2 protein-coding genes are annotated in these 17,158 nt (G+C 62.9%); both read left to right on the top strand.

What is annotated here, in order from left to right; genetic code table 11:
* The coding region (locus HX824_RS04770; protein WP_177054200.1) for a non-ribosomal peptide synthetase at positions 1 to 4,765 on the top strand (4,765 nt) is incomplete at its 5' end.
* Positions 4,765 to 17,094, top strand: coding sequence for a non-ribosomal peptide synthase/polyketide synthase (locus HX824_RS04765; protein ID WP_177054199.1), 12,330 nt, complete (start codon positions 4,765 to 4,767; stop codon positions 17,092 to 17,094). The genes HX824_RS04770 and HX824_RS04765, both read left to right, overlap by 1 nt.
* Positions 17,095 to 17,158 lie beyond the last annotated feature (64 nt).

Below are 17,158 nucleotides of genomic sequence, written 5' to 3'. Positions count from 1 at the left end.
CAACTTCTTCGAACTGGGTGGCGACTCGATTATCTCGATTCAAGTGGTCAGCCGCGCCCGGCAGTCCGGCATCCGCTTTAGTCCAAAAGACCTGTTCCAGCACCAGACGGTGCAGGCATTGGCGACTGTCGCGCAGACCGGTGACCAGCTGCAGGTAATCGATCAGGCTGCGGTGCAGGGCCCGGCGTTGCTGCTGCCGATTCAACAGGCTTACTTTGCCGACGCCATCCCGCAGCGTCACCACTACAACCAGTCGGTGCTGCTGCAACCGGCCCGTGCGCTGCAAGCGGCGCTGGTGGAGCAAGCATTGCAGGCGCTGGTGCTGCATCACGATGCGTTGCGGGTGATGTTCAACGAAAGCGCCGAAGGCTGGAGTGCCAGCCATCGCGACGCATCGATGCGCAATGATCTGTTATGGGCGCGCCCGGTGGCCGATGCTGGCGCGCTGGAAGTGCTGGCCAATCAAGCCCAGCGCAGCCTGAACCTGCAAACCGGACCCTTGCTGCGCGCCGTGTTGGCGACCCTGGACGATGGCACCCAGCGGCTGTTGCTGGTGATCCATCACCTGGCGGTGGACGGTGTGTCGTGGCGGATTCTGTTCGACGACCTGCAAACGGCCTACAACCAATTGCTCGCCGGGCAAGCCTTGCAATTGCCGGCCAAGACCAGCTCGGTCAAGGCGTTTGCCGAACAGTTGCAAGCGCATGCACGCAGCGCGCAATTGCAGCAGCAGTTGGCCTACTGGCAGGCGCAACTGCAAGGTGCGCCGGCTGACCTGCCGTGCCTCAACCCCGAGGCGAGCCCACAGAACGGCCAGGCCATCACTGTTCATACGCGTCTGGACAAACACCTGACGCGGCAACTGCTGCAGGAAGCGCCAGCCGCCTATCGCACTCAGGTCAACGACCTGTTGCTGACCGCCCTGGCGCGGGTGGTCTGCCGTTGGACCGGGCATGCAAGTACCTTGATCCAGCTTGAAGGCCATGGTCGCGAAGAGTTGTTTGCCAACATCGACCTGACGCGCACCGTGGGGTGGTTCACCAGTATGTTCCCGGTCCAGTTGTCGCCGGCGGCGGCACTCGGGGACTCGATCAAGTCGATCAAGCAAGGGTTGCGATCGATCCCGGACAAGGGGGTGGGTTTCGGCGCGCTGCGCTTCCTCGGTGACGAGGCCAGCCGGTCAGCCTTGCAAGCGCTGCCGGTGCCGCGCATTACCTTCAACTACCTGGGGCAGTTCGACGCCAGCTTCGATAAGGAACAGGGCGCGTTGTTCAGCCCGGCCAGCGAAAGCGCCGGTGAAGAGCAAAGCGCGATGGCGCCCCTGGGCAATTGGCTGAGCCTCAACGGGCGGGTATTTGATGGCGCACTGAGCCTGGGCTGGACGTTCAGCCACCAACAGTTCGAGCAGGCCACCATCCAGCAACTGGCCGACGATTATGCCGTGGAGCTGGCTCTGTTGATCGGTCATTGCTGCGATCCTGCAAACCATGGCATGACGCCTTCCGACTTCCCGCTGGCCAGCTTTACCCAACCGCAGCTCGATAACCTGGGCCTCGCCGCCCGTTCGGTGGATGACATCTACCCGCTGGCGCCGATGCAGCAGGGCATGCTGTTCCACAGCTTGTACGAACACGGCAGCGGTCAGTACATCAATCAGATGTGCCTGGACATCGACGGTCTCGACCCACAGCGTTTCGAAGATGCCTGGCAGGCGGCGGTCGACGCCCATGACATTTTGCGCAGCAGTTTCATCTGGGAAGGCAGCGAGCAACCGGTGCAGGTGGTGCATAAACAGGTGCGCGTACCCTTCACCGCGCTGGATTGGAGCACACGCACGGATGCCCCGCAGGCCCTCGTCGAGTTGGCGTCCAGCGAGCGCGACCAGGGTTTCGACCTCGCCCTCGCGCCGCTGCTGCGGCTGGTGCTGGTCAAGACCGCTGAACAGCGTTATCACCTGATTTATACCCATCACCACATTCTGATGGACGGCTGGAGCAACTCGCAGCTGCTGGGCGAGGTGTTGCAACGTTACGATGGCCAGGTGCTGCCGCGCCCGGCGGGCCGCTATCGTGACTACATCGCCTGGCTGCAAGGGCGTGATGCCAAGGCCAGTGAAACGTTCTGGCGTGCGCAACTGCACGCGCTCGACGCGCCGACGCGCCTCGCCGAAAACCGTTTCGCCGCGCCGCAGCCGGCTGTCGAAACCAGCCATGCCAGCCTGTATCACTCACTGTCCCAACAGCAGACCCAGCGCCTGGGCGAATTCGCCCGCCAGCAAAAGGTCACCCTCAATACCGTGGTCCAGGCGGCCTGGTTGCTGCTCCTGCAACATTACACCGGGCATGACACGGTGGCCTTCGGCGCCACGGTGTCCGGACGCCCCGGCGAACTCAAAGGCGTCGAACAGCAGATAGGCCTGTTCATCAATACCTTGCCGGTGATTGCCAGCCCCCGGCCGGAACAATCGGTCACCAGCCTGCTGCAACAGCTTCAGGCCCGCAACGTTGCGTTGCGCGAGCATGAACACACGCCGCTGTTCGAGATTCAGCGCTGGGCCGGGCAGGGCGGTGAAGGCCTGTTCGACACGCTGCTGGTGTTCGAAAACTACCCGCTGGCCGAGGCCCTGCAAGCGCAGGCACCGTCAGGCCTGAGCTTCGGCACGGTGGGTAATCAGGAACAGACTAATTTCCCGTTGACCCTGGCCGTTAATCTCAATGAGACCCTGAGCCTGCACTTCACTTATGCCCATGCTGCGTTCCATACACATACAATCCAGCGCCTGGCTGAGCAGGTGGAGCACGTGCTCGCACAGATGGTGAGCCTGGCCGCCGACCGTAGCCTGGGCGATATCGACCTGGTTGGCGCGGCGACGCGCACCGTGCTGTTGCGCGACTGGAATGCCACGGCAGTGCCGGCCACCGACCCACGCCACGTTCATCAATGGTTCGAGTCCCAGGCTCGACGCACGCCTGATGCGCCGGCCCTGTTGGCCGATCAAGCGTCGCTGACCTATGCCCAGCTCAACCTGCGCGCCAATCGCCTGGCTCATGCGTTGATCGAGCGGGGTGTAGGCCCGGACGTGTTGGTGGGGCTGTGCATGCCGCGCAGCGTGCAGATGGTCGTCGGGCTACTGGCGATCCTCAAGGCCGGTGGTGCCTATGTACCGCTGGACCCCGCTTATCCACAGGATCGCTTGATGTACATGGTCGAGGACAGCGGCATTGCCTTGCTGTTGACCGAAACCAGCGTACAGCCGTACTTCGCCGACGTGGCCGTGGACTGCCTGCTGCTGGACGCACTGCCCGAGCGGTTCGATGGCTACGGCGAGCATGAGCCTTCGGTAACCGTCGACAGCCAGAACCTCGCCTATGTGATCTATACCTCCGGTTCCACCGGGAAACCCAAAGGCGTGACGATTCGCCATGGCGCCCTGAGCAACCATATGGAATGGATGCAGGGTTGCCTGAAGCTGAATCACAGTGACCGTGTCCTGCAGAAGACCGCCATCAGTTTCGACGCCTCGGTGTGGGAGTTCTGGTTGCCACTGATGAGCGGCGCGCAACTGGTATTGGCCGCGCCGCAATTGAACCTGGACTTGACCACCTTGTGGGTCGAGGTGGAGCGTTGGGGGATCAGTGTGCTGCAAATGGCGCCATCGTTGCTGCAGGCGCTGTTGCCGCTGGCGACCCGTGAACACCTGGCCTCCTTGCGCCTGCTGCTGTGCGGCGGCGAAGCGCTGAGTGCGCACCTTTCCCGCCAGGTCCTGGGCCTCTTCGATGGCGAGCTGCGCAATCTTTATGGCCCCACGGAGGCCACGATTGATACCAGCAGCCATGCCGTGGCGGCCACTGTCGAAGACGACGGGCGAATCATCGCCATCGGTCGTCCGATCAACAACGTATGCACCTATGTGCTGGACGGCGCCTTGCAGCCTTGCGCCGTGGGGGCGATTGGCGAGTTGTACATCGGTGGTGAATCCCTGGCCCGTGGTTATCACCAGCGTCCAGGGCTGACCGCCGAGCGCTTCGTTCCCGATCCGTTTGGCGAGTCGGCCGCTGCACGCCTGTATCGCACCGGCGACCTGGTGCGCCACGCCGAAAATGGCGTAATCGAATACATCGGCCGGATTGACCATCAGGTGAAAATCCGTGGCCTGCGCATTGAGCTGGGTGAAATCGAAGCCCGCCTCCACGCTCAACCTGAAGTACGAGATGCGGTAGTGCTGGCTCGGGAAACGGCGACCGGCACGAGCCTGGTGGGTTGGCTTGTCAGCCAGGACAGCAGCCTGGATAGGGCGGCCGAGGCGCGCTTGAGTGAACAGCTCAAGGCGCGGCTGGCACAACAGATGCCGGACTTCATGGTGCCCACCCATCTGGTCTTCCTCGATCAACTGCCGCTTACACCCAACGGCAAACTCGACCGCAAGGCACTGCCCGCGCCGGATAACCGCGCGCTGCATTCGGCTTACCTGGCGCCGCAAAGCGATCTGGAATGCAAGGTCGCGGCCATCTGGCAAGGCGTGCTCAACGTTGAGCAGGTCGGTCTGGCGGATGATTTCTTCGAGCTGGGCGGGCATTCGCTGCTGGTGGTGAATGTGGTGTCGCGCCTGCAGCTCGAACTGGGCATGAAGTTAACGCCCCAATTGATATTCCAATTTCCGGTCCTCGGTGCGTTTGTCGCGCAACTGGAGCAGACCGGCACGTCAATGAGCACGTCAAAATTGAGCAAGCTTGAAGCGCTGCTTGATGAATTCGAGGAGGTTTGATGGACACCGCTGTCGCACAACGTATTGCCAGGCGCTTCATAACGCTGCCGCTGGAAAAACGCCGTCTTTACCTGCAGAAAATGCTCGAAGAGGACGTTTCCCCGGCGAACCTGCCGATTCCGCCTGTCAGTGCCGAGTTCGACACGTTGTCATTGTCCTTTGCCCAGGAGCGTCAATGGTTCTTGTGGCAGCTGGACCCGGAAAGCGCGGCTTATCACATGCCTACGGCCCTGCGCTTGCGAGGTCCATTGGACATTGCGGCGCTGCAACAGAGTTTCAGTGCGCTGGTCGCGCGCCATGAGAGCCTGCGTACCACCTTCGTGGTGCACGGCGAGCAAGTGGTGCAGCAAGTGCAGGAGGCTGCACCGGTAAGTCTGCAGGTGCAGCCTCTGGCCCAGGTGCCGGATGCGGCGCAACTGCGGCATTTGATCGAAGACGAGACGCGCCGGCTGTTCGACTTGCAGCAGGGGCCCTTGTTGCGTACGTGCCTGTTGCAACTGGGCGCGGATGACCATGTGCTGATTGTCACCTTGCACCACATCGTTTCCGATGGCTGGTCGATGCAGGTAATGGTCGAGGAGTTGGTCAAGGGTTACGCCGCGTTCAGTCGAGGGTTGAGCCTGGAACTGCCAGCGTTGCCGATTCAATACAGCGACTACGCCATCTGGCAGCGGCACTGGATGGAGGCCGGCGAGCGGGAGCGGCAGTTGCAATACTGGACCGCGCAACTGGGCGGCGAGCAGCCGGTGCTTGAGCTCCCGACTGACGTTGCGCGCCCGGCCGTGATGAGCTATCGCGGTGCCCGGCTGGAGTTGGATATCGACACCGCGCTGGCCTGCGGCCTCAAGCAGATGGCCCAGCGCGAAGGGGTCAGTCTGTTCATGATCCTGCTGGCCTCCTACCAGGCCTTGCTGCATCGCTACAGCGGGCAGAACGACATTCGGGTTGGCGTGCCGACCGCGAACCGTAACCGGGTGGAGACCGAGGGGTTGATCGGCTTTTTCGTCAACACCCAAGTGCTCAAGAGTGAGGTCGACAGCCAGGGCTCCTTCAGTGCCTTGCTGCAACAGGTCAAGCAGACTGCGCTGGATGCCCAGGCGCATCAGGACCTGCCGTTCGAGCAACTGGTGGAAGCCTTGCAGCCGCAACGCAACCTGAGCCACAGCCCGCTGTTTCAAGTGATGTTCAACCACCAGACCCAAGGCCCGGCGGGCGAGGGGCCGGCCGGTGAATTGAAGGTCGAGGGGCTGCGCTGGGATACCCATAGTGCACAGTTCGACTTGACCCTGGAAACCATGGAGCGCCCCGATGGGCTGTCTGCGGCGCTGATCTATGCCACGGATCTGTTCGGTGCAGACACGGTTGCGCGGATGGCCGGGCACTGGCAAAACCTGCTGCAGGCAATCATCGCGAACCCGGCACAAAGCATCGGTGAGCTGCCGTTGCTTGACGCTGAACAGCGCCAAGCGCAGCTCGACGATTGCGTCCGCACGTCGGTAGCCACCCCGCAGGCGGGTTATGTTCATCGATTGTTCGAGGCACAGGTGGCCCGCTCGCCGGAGGCGCAGGCGCTGGTCATCAATGGCCAGCGCTTGAGCTACGGGCAACTCAATACCCGGGCCAATCAATTGGCGGTGGAGCTGCAACGTCACGGGGTGGGCGCGGGTGTGCTGGTGGGCATTGCCGTCGAACGCAGCCCGCACATGCTGATCGGGTTGTTGGCAATCCTCAAGGCCGGCGGCGCCTATCTGCCTCTCGATCCCGCGTTCCCGCAGGATCGCCTCGCCTACATGATTGAGGACAGTGGCATCGACCTGTTGCTGACCCAACATTCACTGCTCAGCCAGATCCCGGTGCCTGACACGGTCACTACGCTGGTGCTGGATCAACCGGGCAATTGGCTTGACGGCCATGCCGGTGACGATCTGCCAACCCGGCTGGATCCGGAGCACCTGGCTTATGTCATCTACACGTCTGGCTCCACCGGCCAGCCGAAAGGGGTGATGGTGCGACATGGCGCCCTGACCAACTTTGTCGCAAGCATGGCCAGGGTGCCGGGCATGACCGCCCAGGATCGGGCGTTGTCACTGACCACGTTCTCGTTTGATATTTTCGGCCTGGAAATCTACGTACCCCTGATGGTCGGCGCGTGCATCGTGCTGACCGGCCAGGAGGTGGCGCAGGACCCGTACGCAGTGCTGGCCCTGATCGACGCCGAACAGGTCAACGTGGTGCAGGCGACTCCCTCGACCTGGCGCATGTTGCTCGACAATGAACAGGCCCACGTGCTCCAGGGGTGCACGTGCCTGTGCGGCGGCGAGGCGTTGCCCCAGGAACTGGCGGTGCGCATGCTTGGCCTTGGCGGTGAAGTCTGGAATCTCTATGGCCCGACGGAAACCACGGTCTGGTCGGCGTTGCACCGGCTGCGTCCGCAGGCTGCGCAACCTTGGCTGGGCGGGCCAATAGACAACACATCGCTGTACATCGTCGGTGCAGACCTGATGCCGGTGCCCTATGGTGTTGCCGGCGAATTGCTGATCGGCGGGGACGGCCTGGCGCGGGGTTACTTCCAGCGCCCGGGATTGACCGCCGAACGTTTTGTTCCCCATCCGTTTTCCAGCACCGGCGAGCGGCTTTACCGCACCGGCGACCTCGCACGTCAGCGCCCGGACGGTATCCTCGAATACCTGGGGCGGATCGACCATCAGGTGAAAATTCGCGGTTTCCGCATCGAGCTCGGGGAAGTCGAAGCGCGCCTGCTGGAGCAGGACGCTGTACGTGAAGCCGCGGTACTGGCCCAGGATGCCCCGGGCGGCCAGGCGTTGGTGGCGTATGTGGTCCCCGCCGCCGAATGGCAGGGCCTGGATGCCGACGGCCAGGGTCGCCTGCGCGACAGCCTGAACGCCCGGCTCAAGGCCAACTTGCCCGACTACATGGTGCCGGCGCATATGGTGCTGTTGCCAAGGTTCCCGCTGACCCCCAATGGCAAGCTGGACCGCAGGCAACTGCCCAAGCCCGATGCCAGCCAATGGCAGAAAACCTACGTGGCTGCGCAGACACCGGTGCAGCAAGCGGTGGCGGCGATCTGGGCCGAGGTGCTCAACGTGCCGCGGGTTGGCCTGAGTGACAACTTTTTCGAGCTGGGCGGCCATTCGCTGCTGGCGACCCAAATGGTTTCGCGGATTCGCCAGCAACTGCAAGTCCAGGTGCCTTTGCGCCTGCTGTTCGCCCATAACACCTTGCAAGCATTTGTCGAGGCGATGGCCCCGGCATCGTTGACTCCTGAACAGGCCATCCCGCGCGTTGCACGCGACCAGCCGCTTGCCCTGTCATATGCCCAGCAACGGCAATGGTTTTTGTGGCAATTGGAGCCCACCAGCAGCGCCTACCATATTCCCGCGGCCCTGCGTTTGCGCGGACACCTTGACCTGGCGGCCTTGCAACAGTGTTTTGACGCTCTGGTGGCGCGTCATGAGAGCTTGCGTACCCGGTTTGTGCTGGAGAACGAGCGTCCCGTACAACGGGTCGACGCGCCGGCACCGGTGGCGATTGCGCTTGAGTCGGCGGCTGCCGGGCTGGATGACCCTGGCCTGCGCGGCTTGATTGAAACTGAAACCCGCCAACTCTTTGATCTGCAGCGTGGGCCGTTGCTGCGGGTCAAGCTGTTGCAACTGGGCGCTGAAGATCACGTGCTGATCCTGACCCAGCACCACATCGTGTCGGATGCCTGGTCGATGCGGGTCATGATCGATGAGCTGATGCAGTTATACCGCGGCTTCAGTCAAGGCCAACCGGCGGCGTTGGCGGCACTGCCGATCCAGTATGCCGATTACGCACAGTGGCAGCGTCAGTGGCTGGCGGCGGGTGAGCAGCAGCGGCAACTCAGCTACTGGACAGAACAGTTGGGCGGCGAGCAACCGGTCCTTGAACTGCCAACCGACCATCCACGTCCGGTTCAGCAAAGCTATCGTGGGGCCCGGCTGCCGATCACCCTCGAGCCGTCCCTGGCCGAGAGTCTCAAGCGCCTGGCGCAGCAGCAAAACACCACACTGTTCATGCTGCTGCTGGCCGGCTTCCAGACCTTGTTGCACCGCTACAGCGGGCAGCAGGATATTCGTGTCGGGGTACCGATTGCCAACCGCAATCGCCTGGAAACCGAAGGGATGCTGGGTTTCTTCGTCAACACCCAGGTACTCCGGGCCGACATTGAGGGGCACCTGCGCTTTGACCAATTGCTTCATCAGGTCAAGCAGCGGGTACTGGGAGCACAGGCCCATCAGGACCTGCCGTTCGAGCAACTGGTGGAGCTGCTTGCACCTGCACGCAACCTGAGCCATACGCCATTGTTCCAGGCCATGTTCAACCATGCCAGTGATGCTCGTCGCGAGGCGATTGAACTGCCGGGGTTGAGCCTGGAGCAATTGACCTGGGATTCGGGCAGCGTGCAGTTCGACCTCTCCCTGGATACGTTCGAGTACAGCGAAGGCATCAGTGCCGCACTGTCCTATGCCTCTGACTTGTTTGAGCCAGCCACCGTCGCACGCCTGGGCGAACACTGGCTGAACCTGCTGCGCGCGATTGTGGCCAACCCCACCCAGCGCATCGCCGAATTACCGATGCTCGATGCGGTGCAGCGCCGGATGATGGTTGAGGACTGGAACCGCACGTTCGCCCATTACCCGAACAACCAGCCGGTGCACCACTTGATCGAAGCCCAGGTGGAGCGGGCCCCGCATGCCGTGGCGTTGGTGTTCGAGGGGCAGTCGCTGACCTATGCCCAGCTCAACGCGCGGGCCAACCGATTGGCTCATGCCTTGATCGCGCGTGGCGTAGGCCCCGATGTGCTGGTGGGCATTGCACTGCACCGCAGCCTGGAAATGGTGGTGGGCCTGTTGGCGATCCTGAAGGCCGGCGGCGCCTATGTACCGCTGGACCCGGAATACCCGCCGGAACGCCTGTCCTACATGATCGACGACAGCGGCATCGAATGGTTGCTGACCCAGCAAGCGCTGGTCGCAACCTTGCCGCTGCCGGAACGGGTGCGCACGCTGATACTCGATGGTGACGATGCCTGGCTGGCCGGTGAGGCGCAAGGCAACCCCGAGTCGCGGGCCGTCGCGCAAAACCTCGCCTATGTGATTTACACCTCCGGATCCACCGGCAAACCCAAAGGGGCTGGCAACAGCCACGGTGCCCTGACCAACCGGTTGTGCTGGATGCAACAGGCCTACGGGTTGCACGCCGACGACCGCGTGCTGCAAAAAACGCCGTTCAGCTTCGATGTGTCCGTCTGGGAGTTTTTCTGGCCGCTTATGACCGGCGTCCGCTTGGTCGTGGCGTCGCCTGGGGATCATCGCGATCCACAGAAGCTGGTCCAATTGATCGAGCGCGAAGGCATTACTACCCTGCATTTCGTCCCGTCGATGCTGCAAGCGTTCGTGCTGGATGCCAATGTCAGCCGCTGCACCAGCCTCACCCGTATCGTTTGCAGTGGCGAAGCGTTGCCGATCGATGCGCAGCAGCAGGTCTTCGCCAAGCTGCCGGGCGCGGGGCTGTTCAATCTCTACGGCCCTACCGAAGCCGCAATTGATGTCACCCACTGGACCTGTCGTGACGAGGGCCGTGACGCCGTGCCCATCGGCGAGCCGATTGCGAACTTGATGACCTACATTCTCGACGCCGAGCTCAACCCGGTGCCCTGCGGCGTCAACGGCGAACTGTACCTCAGCGGCCAGGGACTGGCGCGTGGGTATCACCGTCGCCCGGAGCTGACGGCCGAACGATTCGTGGCAAGCCCGTTTGTCGCGGGTGAACGGCTGTACCGCACGGGTGACTTGGCCCGTTACCGCGTTGACGGGGTGATTGATTACATTGGCCGTATCGACCATCAGGTGAAAATCCGCGGCTTTCGTATCGAGCTGGGTGAAATCGAGGCCCGTCTGCTGGAGCACGGGGCCGTGCGCGAAGCCGTGGTGGTGGCGCAGGACAGCCGCAACGGCAAAGCCCTGAGTGGCTACGTCGTTACCCAGCCTGGCGCCGCCAGCGACTGGCCGGCACTGCGCGAGGCGCTGACTGCGCATCTGCGCCAGACCCTGCCGGAACACATGGTGCCGACGCACCTGACGCCGCTGGAAAAAATGCCCCTGAGCCCCAACGGCAAACTCGACCGCAAGGCTCTCCCGGTGCCAGACATGGCTGAGGTACAGCAGGACTTCGTGGCTCCCGCCAATGCAGTCGAAAGTGCCCTGGTCGAGATCTGGCAAGCCGTGCTCGGCGTGGCCCGGGTGGGCACTGCCGATAACTTCTTCGCCTTGGGCGGTGACTCGATCAATTCGATTCAAGTGGTCAGCCGTGCACGTCAGCAGGGAATCGGCCTGGCACCCAAGGACCTGTTCCTGCACCAGAACATCCAGTCGCTGGCCCGGGCTGCGAGCGCCGATCAAGCCGCAACGATCGATCAGGGGCCGGTCAGCGGTGACAGCCATCTGGTTCCGATGCAGCACTGGTTCTTCGCCAATGACATGGCGCACCGTGACCACTGGAACCAGTCGCTGATGCTGACCCCGCGCGAGCCATTGGACGGCGCATGTCTGCAGCAGGCCCTTGAGCACGTGGTGGCCCATCATGACGCCTTGCGCTTGCGCTTCGTGCAATCGGGCGATGGTACCTGGCAGGCCAGCCATGAGGCCGTCGGCGCACAACCGGTAGGCCTCTGGCAGCGCCAGGCAGAGAACGCCGATGAGATCATCGCCATTGCCAACCAGGCGCAACGCAGCCTCGACCTGCAACACGGCCCGCTGTTGCGTTGCAGCCTGATCGCAGTGCAGGACGGCAGTTCGCGCCTGCATCTGGCGATTCACCATCTGGTGATGGACGGTGTGTCGTGGCGCGTGCTGCTGGAAGACTTGCAAACGGCCTACCGGCAGCTGGCGGTAAACCAGCCTGTGGTGTTGCCACCCAAGTCCACCGCGTTCAAGGCGTGGGCCGAGCAGTTGCAGGGCTACGCCCACAGCGAAGGGCTGGCTCGGGAGTTGAGTTACTGGACCGGGCAACAGGCCCATGCGTTGCCGGAACTGCCACGGGCGCGGCCTGAGGGCAGCCAGGCTTCGGTGCATGGCCATTCGGTCAACACGCGTCTGGATACAGAACAGACTCGGCGCCTGCTCAAGCAGGCACCGTCGGCCTATCGCACCCAGGTCAACGACCTTTTGCTCAGTGCCCTGGCGCAGGTGATTTGCCAGTGGACTGCGCAACCTGCGTGCCTGGTGCAACTGGAAGGCCATGGCCGTGAGGAACTGTTCGGCGACGTCGACCTGAGCCGCACGTTGGGCTGGTTCACCAGCCTGTTCCCGGTGGTATTGACCCCATCGGTGCACGCGGCAGACACCATCAAGGGCATCAAGGAACAGCTGCGCGCGGTGCCGAACAAGGGCCTGGGTTATGGCGTGCTGCGTTACCTCGGTGCAGAGGATGTCCGCTCGCGTCTGGCGAAACTCGCGCAGGCCCGGATTACCTTCAACTACCTCGGCCAGTTCGACCAGAGCTTTGATGAGCAGGCGTTATTCGCGCCGAGCGAGGAGGGCAGCGGGGCTGGGCACGCTGATGACGTGGCGCTGGGCAACTGGCTGACCATCGATGGCCGGGTGTACAACGGCCAGTTGTCCCTGGACTGGACCTTCAGCCGCGAAGTTTTTGATGAGGCCACCGTCCAGCAATTGGCCGATGCCTACGGCGTCGCGTTGCAGGCACTGATAGAGCATTGCTGCGGCGAAGAGCATCAGGGCCTGACGCCGTCTGACTTCCCGCTGGCCCGTTTGACCCAGGCGCACCTTGACGGCTTGCCGGTGCCCGTGGCGCAGGTGCAAGACGTCTATGCGTTGTCACCGATGCAAGAAGGCATGCTGTTCCACACCCTGGCCGACGACAGCAGCGGTTTGTACATCAACCAGATCAGCCTGCCGGTACACGGGCTGGATACCGAACGCTTCGCCGCAGCCTGGCAATCGGTGATTGAGCGTGAGGACATTCTGCGGACCAGCTTTCACTGGCAGGATGGCTTGAGCGCCCCGGTGCAAATTGTCCACCGCCAGGCCGAATTGCCGCTGCTGATCGAAGACTGGCGCGGCCGGGACATCAGCGAACAGGCGATCGGCGAGCGCGCAACGGCTGATTACCTGCAAGGGTTCGATCTGGCCCGTGCGCCGTTGCAGCGTGTGCTGTTGCTGCGGCTTGAGGACGACCGCTACCAGATGATCTGGACCTGCCATCACATCCTGATGGACGGCTGGAGCAGTTCGCGACTGTTTGGCGAGGTAATGCAGTTTTATGCCCAGGGCCACGTGCCGACACGCAACGGTCGTTACCGCGAGTTCATCGAATGGCTGCAACGCCAGGATCAACGGGCGCTGGAGGGCTTCTGGAGAAGCCGTCTTGCAACGCTGGAGCAGGCCACCTCGCTGAACCAGGCGATGTTCCCGCGGCATGTCGAGGATTTGCCCGGGCACCAGGCGCTTTACTCACGTTGGGATGCGGTGCAAACCGCACGCCTGCAACAGGCTTGCCGCGCCTTGCAAATCACCCCCAACACGCTGATCCAGGGCGCGTGGCTGTTGTTGCTGCAACGCTTTACCGGGCAGAACACTGTGGTGTTCGGTGCCACCGTGGCTGGCCGTCCTGCGGGGTTGGCCAATGCCGACAACATCCTGGGGCTGTTCATCAATACGCTACCGGTGATCCAGACCCTGGAACCCGCGCAGCCGCTGGATCAGTGGCTGCAAGCGTTGCAGGCCTGCAACATGGACATCCGTGAGTACGCACACGCGCCGCTGGCGGATATCCAGCGCTGGTCGGGGCTGGGCGGGCAAGGGCTGTTCGACAGCATCATCGTGTTTGAAAACTATCCGATCGATGAGCGCCTGGGTGAGCAACAGGACACCGGCCTGAGCTTCGGCGAGTCGCGTAACCATGACGTGACCAACTTTGCGATGGACCTGGCGGTCAACCTCGGCGAACAGTTGTCGATCGAATATCTGTTCCTGCGCAATGCCTTCAGTGTCGAGGCGGTAGAGCAGATTCGCCGCTGCATGGAAGACACCCTTGAGGCCATGATCGTTGCGCCGACGGCGCGACTGGGCAACCTTCAGCGCCTTGGGGCCGAGCAGTGGCAAGCCTTTGAGCAGTGGAGTGCGGCGCCGAATGCCAGCTATCAGGCGCAGCTCTTGCCGGAACTGATCGCACGCCATGCCCATTCGCGTGGCGAGGCGACGGCACTGGTGTGCGGGGGCGATTCGCTGAGCTACGGTGAGCTGGAACGTCGAGCCAATGGCCTGGCCCATCGCTTGATCGAGCTGGGGGCTGGGCCGGAAGTGGTGGTCGGGGTGGCCCTGGAGCGCTCCGTCGAGATGATCGTGGCGTTACTGGCGGTGATGAAAAGCGGCGCGGCTTATGTGCCGTTGGACATCGACTATCCGCCCGAACGCCTGGCGTTCATGATGCAAGACTCGGCGATGGCGCTGTTGCTGACCCATAGCCAGGTGCAGGCGCGCCTTCCGGCGGTGGAAGGCCTGGCGCAGCTGGCCATCGACACGTTTGACCGCGCCGGCTACAGCGACACGCCGCCCGCCAGCAGTTTGCTGGGCGCCAATCTGGCCTACTTGATTTATACCTCGGGCTCCACCGGTCGGCCGAAAGGCGTGGCAGTGGCGCATGGGCCGATGAGCATGCATTGCCAGGCCATCGCCGGGCTGTATGACATGGATGAGCGCACCCGCGAGCTGCATTTCATGTCGTTTGCCTTCGACGGCGCTCATGAGCGCTGGCTCAGTACGCTATTGAGCGGGGGCACGCTGGTGATCCGCGATGCCAGCCTGTGGACACCGGAGCAGACCTTCGACGCCTTGCATCAACACGGCATCACGATTGCCTGTTTCCCGCCGGCCTACCTCAAGCAGTTGGCCGAGTACGCGGCCCATAGCCAACAGGAACCACCCGCGGTACGGGTGTATTGCTTCGGTGGCGATGCGGTGCCGGACCAGACCTTCGAACAAGTGAAAGCGGCACTGCGTCCACAGTTCTTTACCAACGGCTATGGCCCCACCGAAACCGTGGTCACGCCGATGCTCTGGAAGGTCCCGGTCGACACCCGGTGCGAGGCTGCCTATGCGCCGATCGGGCGTGCTGTCGGCGAGCGCGCGCTGTACGTGCTGGACGAAGAACTCAACCCGCTGCCGCCGGGGATTGCCGGTGAGCTCTACATCGGTGGCCAGGGCATTGCCCGCGGCTATTACCGTCGTCCGGACCTGAGTGCCGAGCGCTTTGTGCCGGACCCGTTCGGGTCGCCGGGCGATCGTCTCTACCGCAGCGGCGACCTGGTACGCCAGCGTGTTGATGGTGTGCTTGATTACGTCGGGCGTATTGACCACCAGATCAAGGTCCGGGGCTTTCGCATTGAACTGGGGGAAATCGAGGCGAGCCTGCGGCAACTGGACGATGTCAGTGACGCGTTGGTGATCGCCCGTGACAGTGCGTCGGGCAAGCAACTGATCGGTTATGTGGTGACGCCCGATGGCATGGCCATCGGTGATCGCCTCAAGGCGGACTTGCGCGCGCAATTGCCGGATTACATGGTGCCCACCCAGGTCATCTGCATGGCGGCGCTGCCTGTCACGCCCAACGGCAAGCTGGATCGCCAGGCCTTGCCGGAGCCTGAATTCAAGGGCGGCGAGTATGTTCCCGGCCGTACTCGTGACGAGCAACTGCTGGCACAGGTCTGGGCTGATGTGTTGCAAGTGGAGCGCGTGGGCATCACCGACAACTTCTTCGAGTTGGGCGGTGACTCGATCCTCAGCCTGCAAGTCGTCTCGCGGGTACGCAACCACCCTGAACTGAAGATGGACCTCAAGCTGCGGGACCTGATGCGCGGGCAGACCATCGAGGCGATTTTCGAGCAGCGTTCAAGCACCGTCGCCACGCTGATCGAGGATGTTTCGCAGGTGGCCGCCGAGGGCCAGTTCAACCTGATTCCGATCCAGCAGTGGCTGTTCGACCAGCGTATGAGCGAGCCGCACCATTACAACCAGGCATTGATGCTGCGTGCACGCCAGGCGCTGAATCTGCCGGCGCTGGAGCTGGCATTGCGCTGCATGTTGAAGCAGCACGACGCCCTGCGCCTGCGCTTTCGTAAGGTGGGCGCACGCTATTGCCAGCATTACCAGCCGCTGGAGGACATGCAGGCGCAATGGGCCACTGAGCCCTTGTTATGGCAACACACCGTGGCCGATGAGGCGGAGCTTGAACTGTACGCCGAACAGGTACAGCGCAGCCTGGACCTGCAAGACGGGCCGGTGTGGCGTACCGCTCATGTGACGTTGGGCGATGGCCAGGTGCGGGTATTGATGGTGATCCATCATTTGGTGATCGACACCGTTTCCTGGCGTTTGCTGCTGCAGGATTTGCAGGTCGCTTATGAGGCTTACCGCAATGGCCAGGCGCCGGCCCTGCCGATTCGTACCAGCAGCTACCGGGCCTGGGCCGAGGGGCTGCAAGCTTACGCGGCGAATTATCCGGCGCAGGAGCAAGCCTGGTGGCTTGAGCAGATCGACCAGCCGGGCAGTGAGCTGCCGTGCGATAACCCGCGTGGCAAGAACCAGGTGCAGTACCAGTCGGTCGCGCTGATGGGCCTGTCGCAGGAACATACCCAGCAGTTGCTCAAGCAAGTGCCTGCGGTCTACCAGACGCAGATCAACGATGTGTTGCTCGCCGCGCTGAGCCGGGTGTTGTGCCGCTGGAGCGGGCAGCCTTCGGTATTGATCCAGCTCGAAGGCCATGGCCGCGAAGACCTGGTCAAGGACATCGACCTGAGCCGCAGCCTGGGCTGGTTCACCAGCATGTTCCCGGTGCGCCTGGCACCCGGTGCCGGGGCTGACATCGGGAGCTCGGTGCGTGCGGTGCAGCGGCAATTGGCGGCCGTACCGAACAAGGGCCTGGGCTACGGCATCCTGCGTCACATGAGCGGTGTGTCGATGGCCGATACCTTGCGCCTGGCACCCCAGGCGCGTGTCACCTTCAACTACCTGGGGCAGTTCGACCAGAGCTTCGATGACAAGGCGATGCTGGTGCCGGCTCAGGAGAGCTATGGCAGTTGCTACAGCCCGCAGGCGGCCCTGGGCAATTGGCTGGAAGTGGTGGGGCAGGTGTATGACGGACGCCTGGCGATGCGCTGTATTTTCAGCACGCGCCGCTACCGTGCCGAAACCGTCGAACAGTTGATGCGAGAGTACCAGGCCGAACTGGAGGCGCTGATCGAGCATTGCGTGGCACAAGCGGCTTAAGGATTGAGGCCGATCCATCGTTATACAAAGAGGGGCCCTTGTGGCTCCTCTTTCGTCTGTGGCT

Source organism: Pseudomonas sp. D4002 (assembly GCF_013385665.1).
GTDB lineage: Bacteria > Pseudomonadota > Gammaproteobacteria > Pseudomonadales > Pseudomonadaceae > Aquipseudomonas.
The sequence above is the reverse complement of the archived record's forward strand: the minus strand, read 5'-3'. Positions and strand labels throughout refer to the sequence as shown.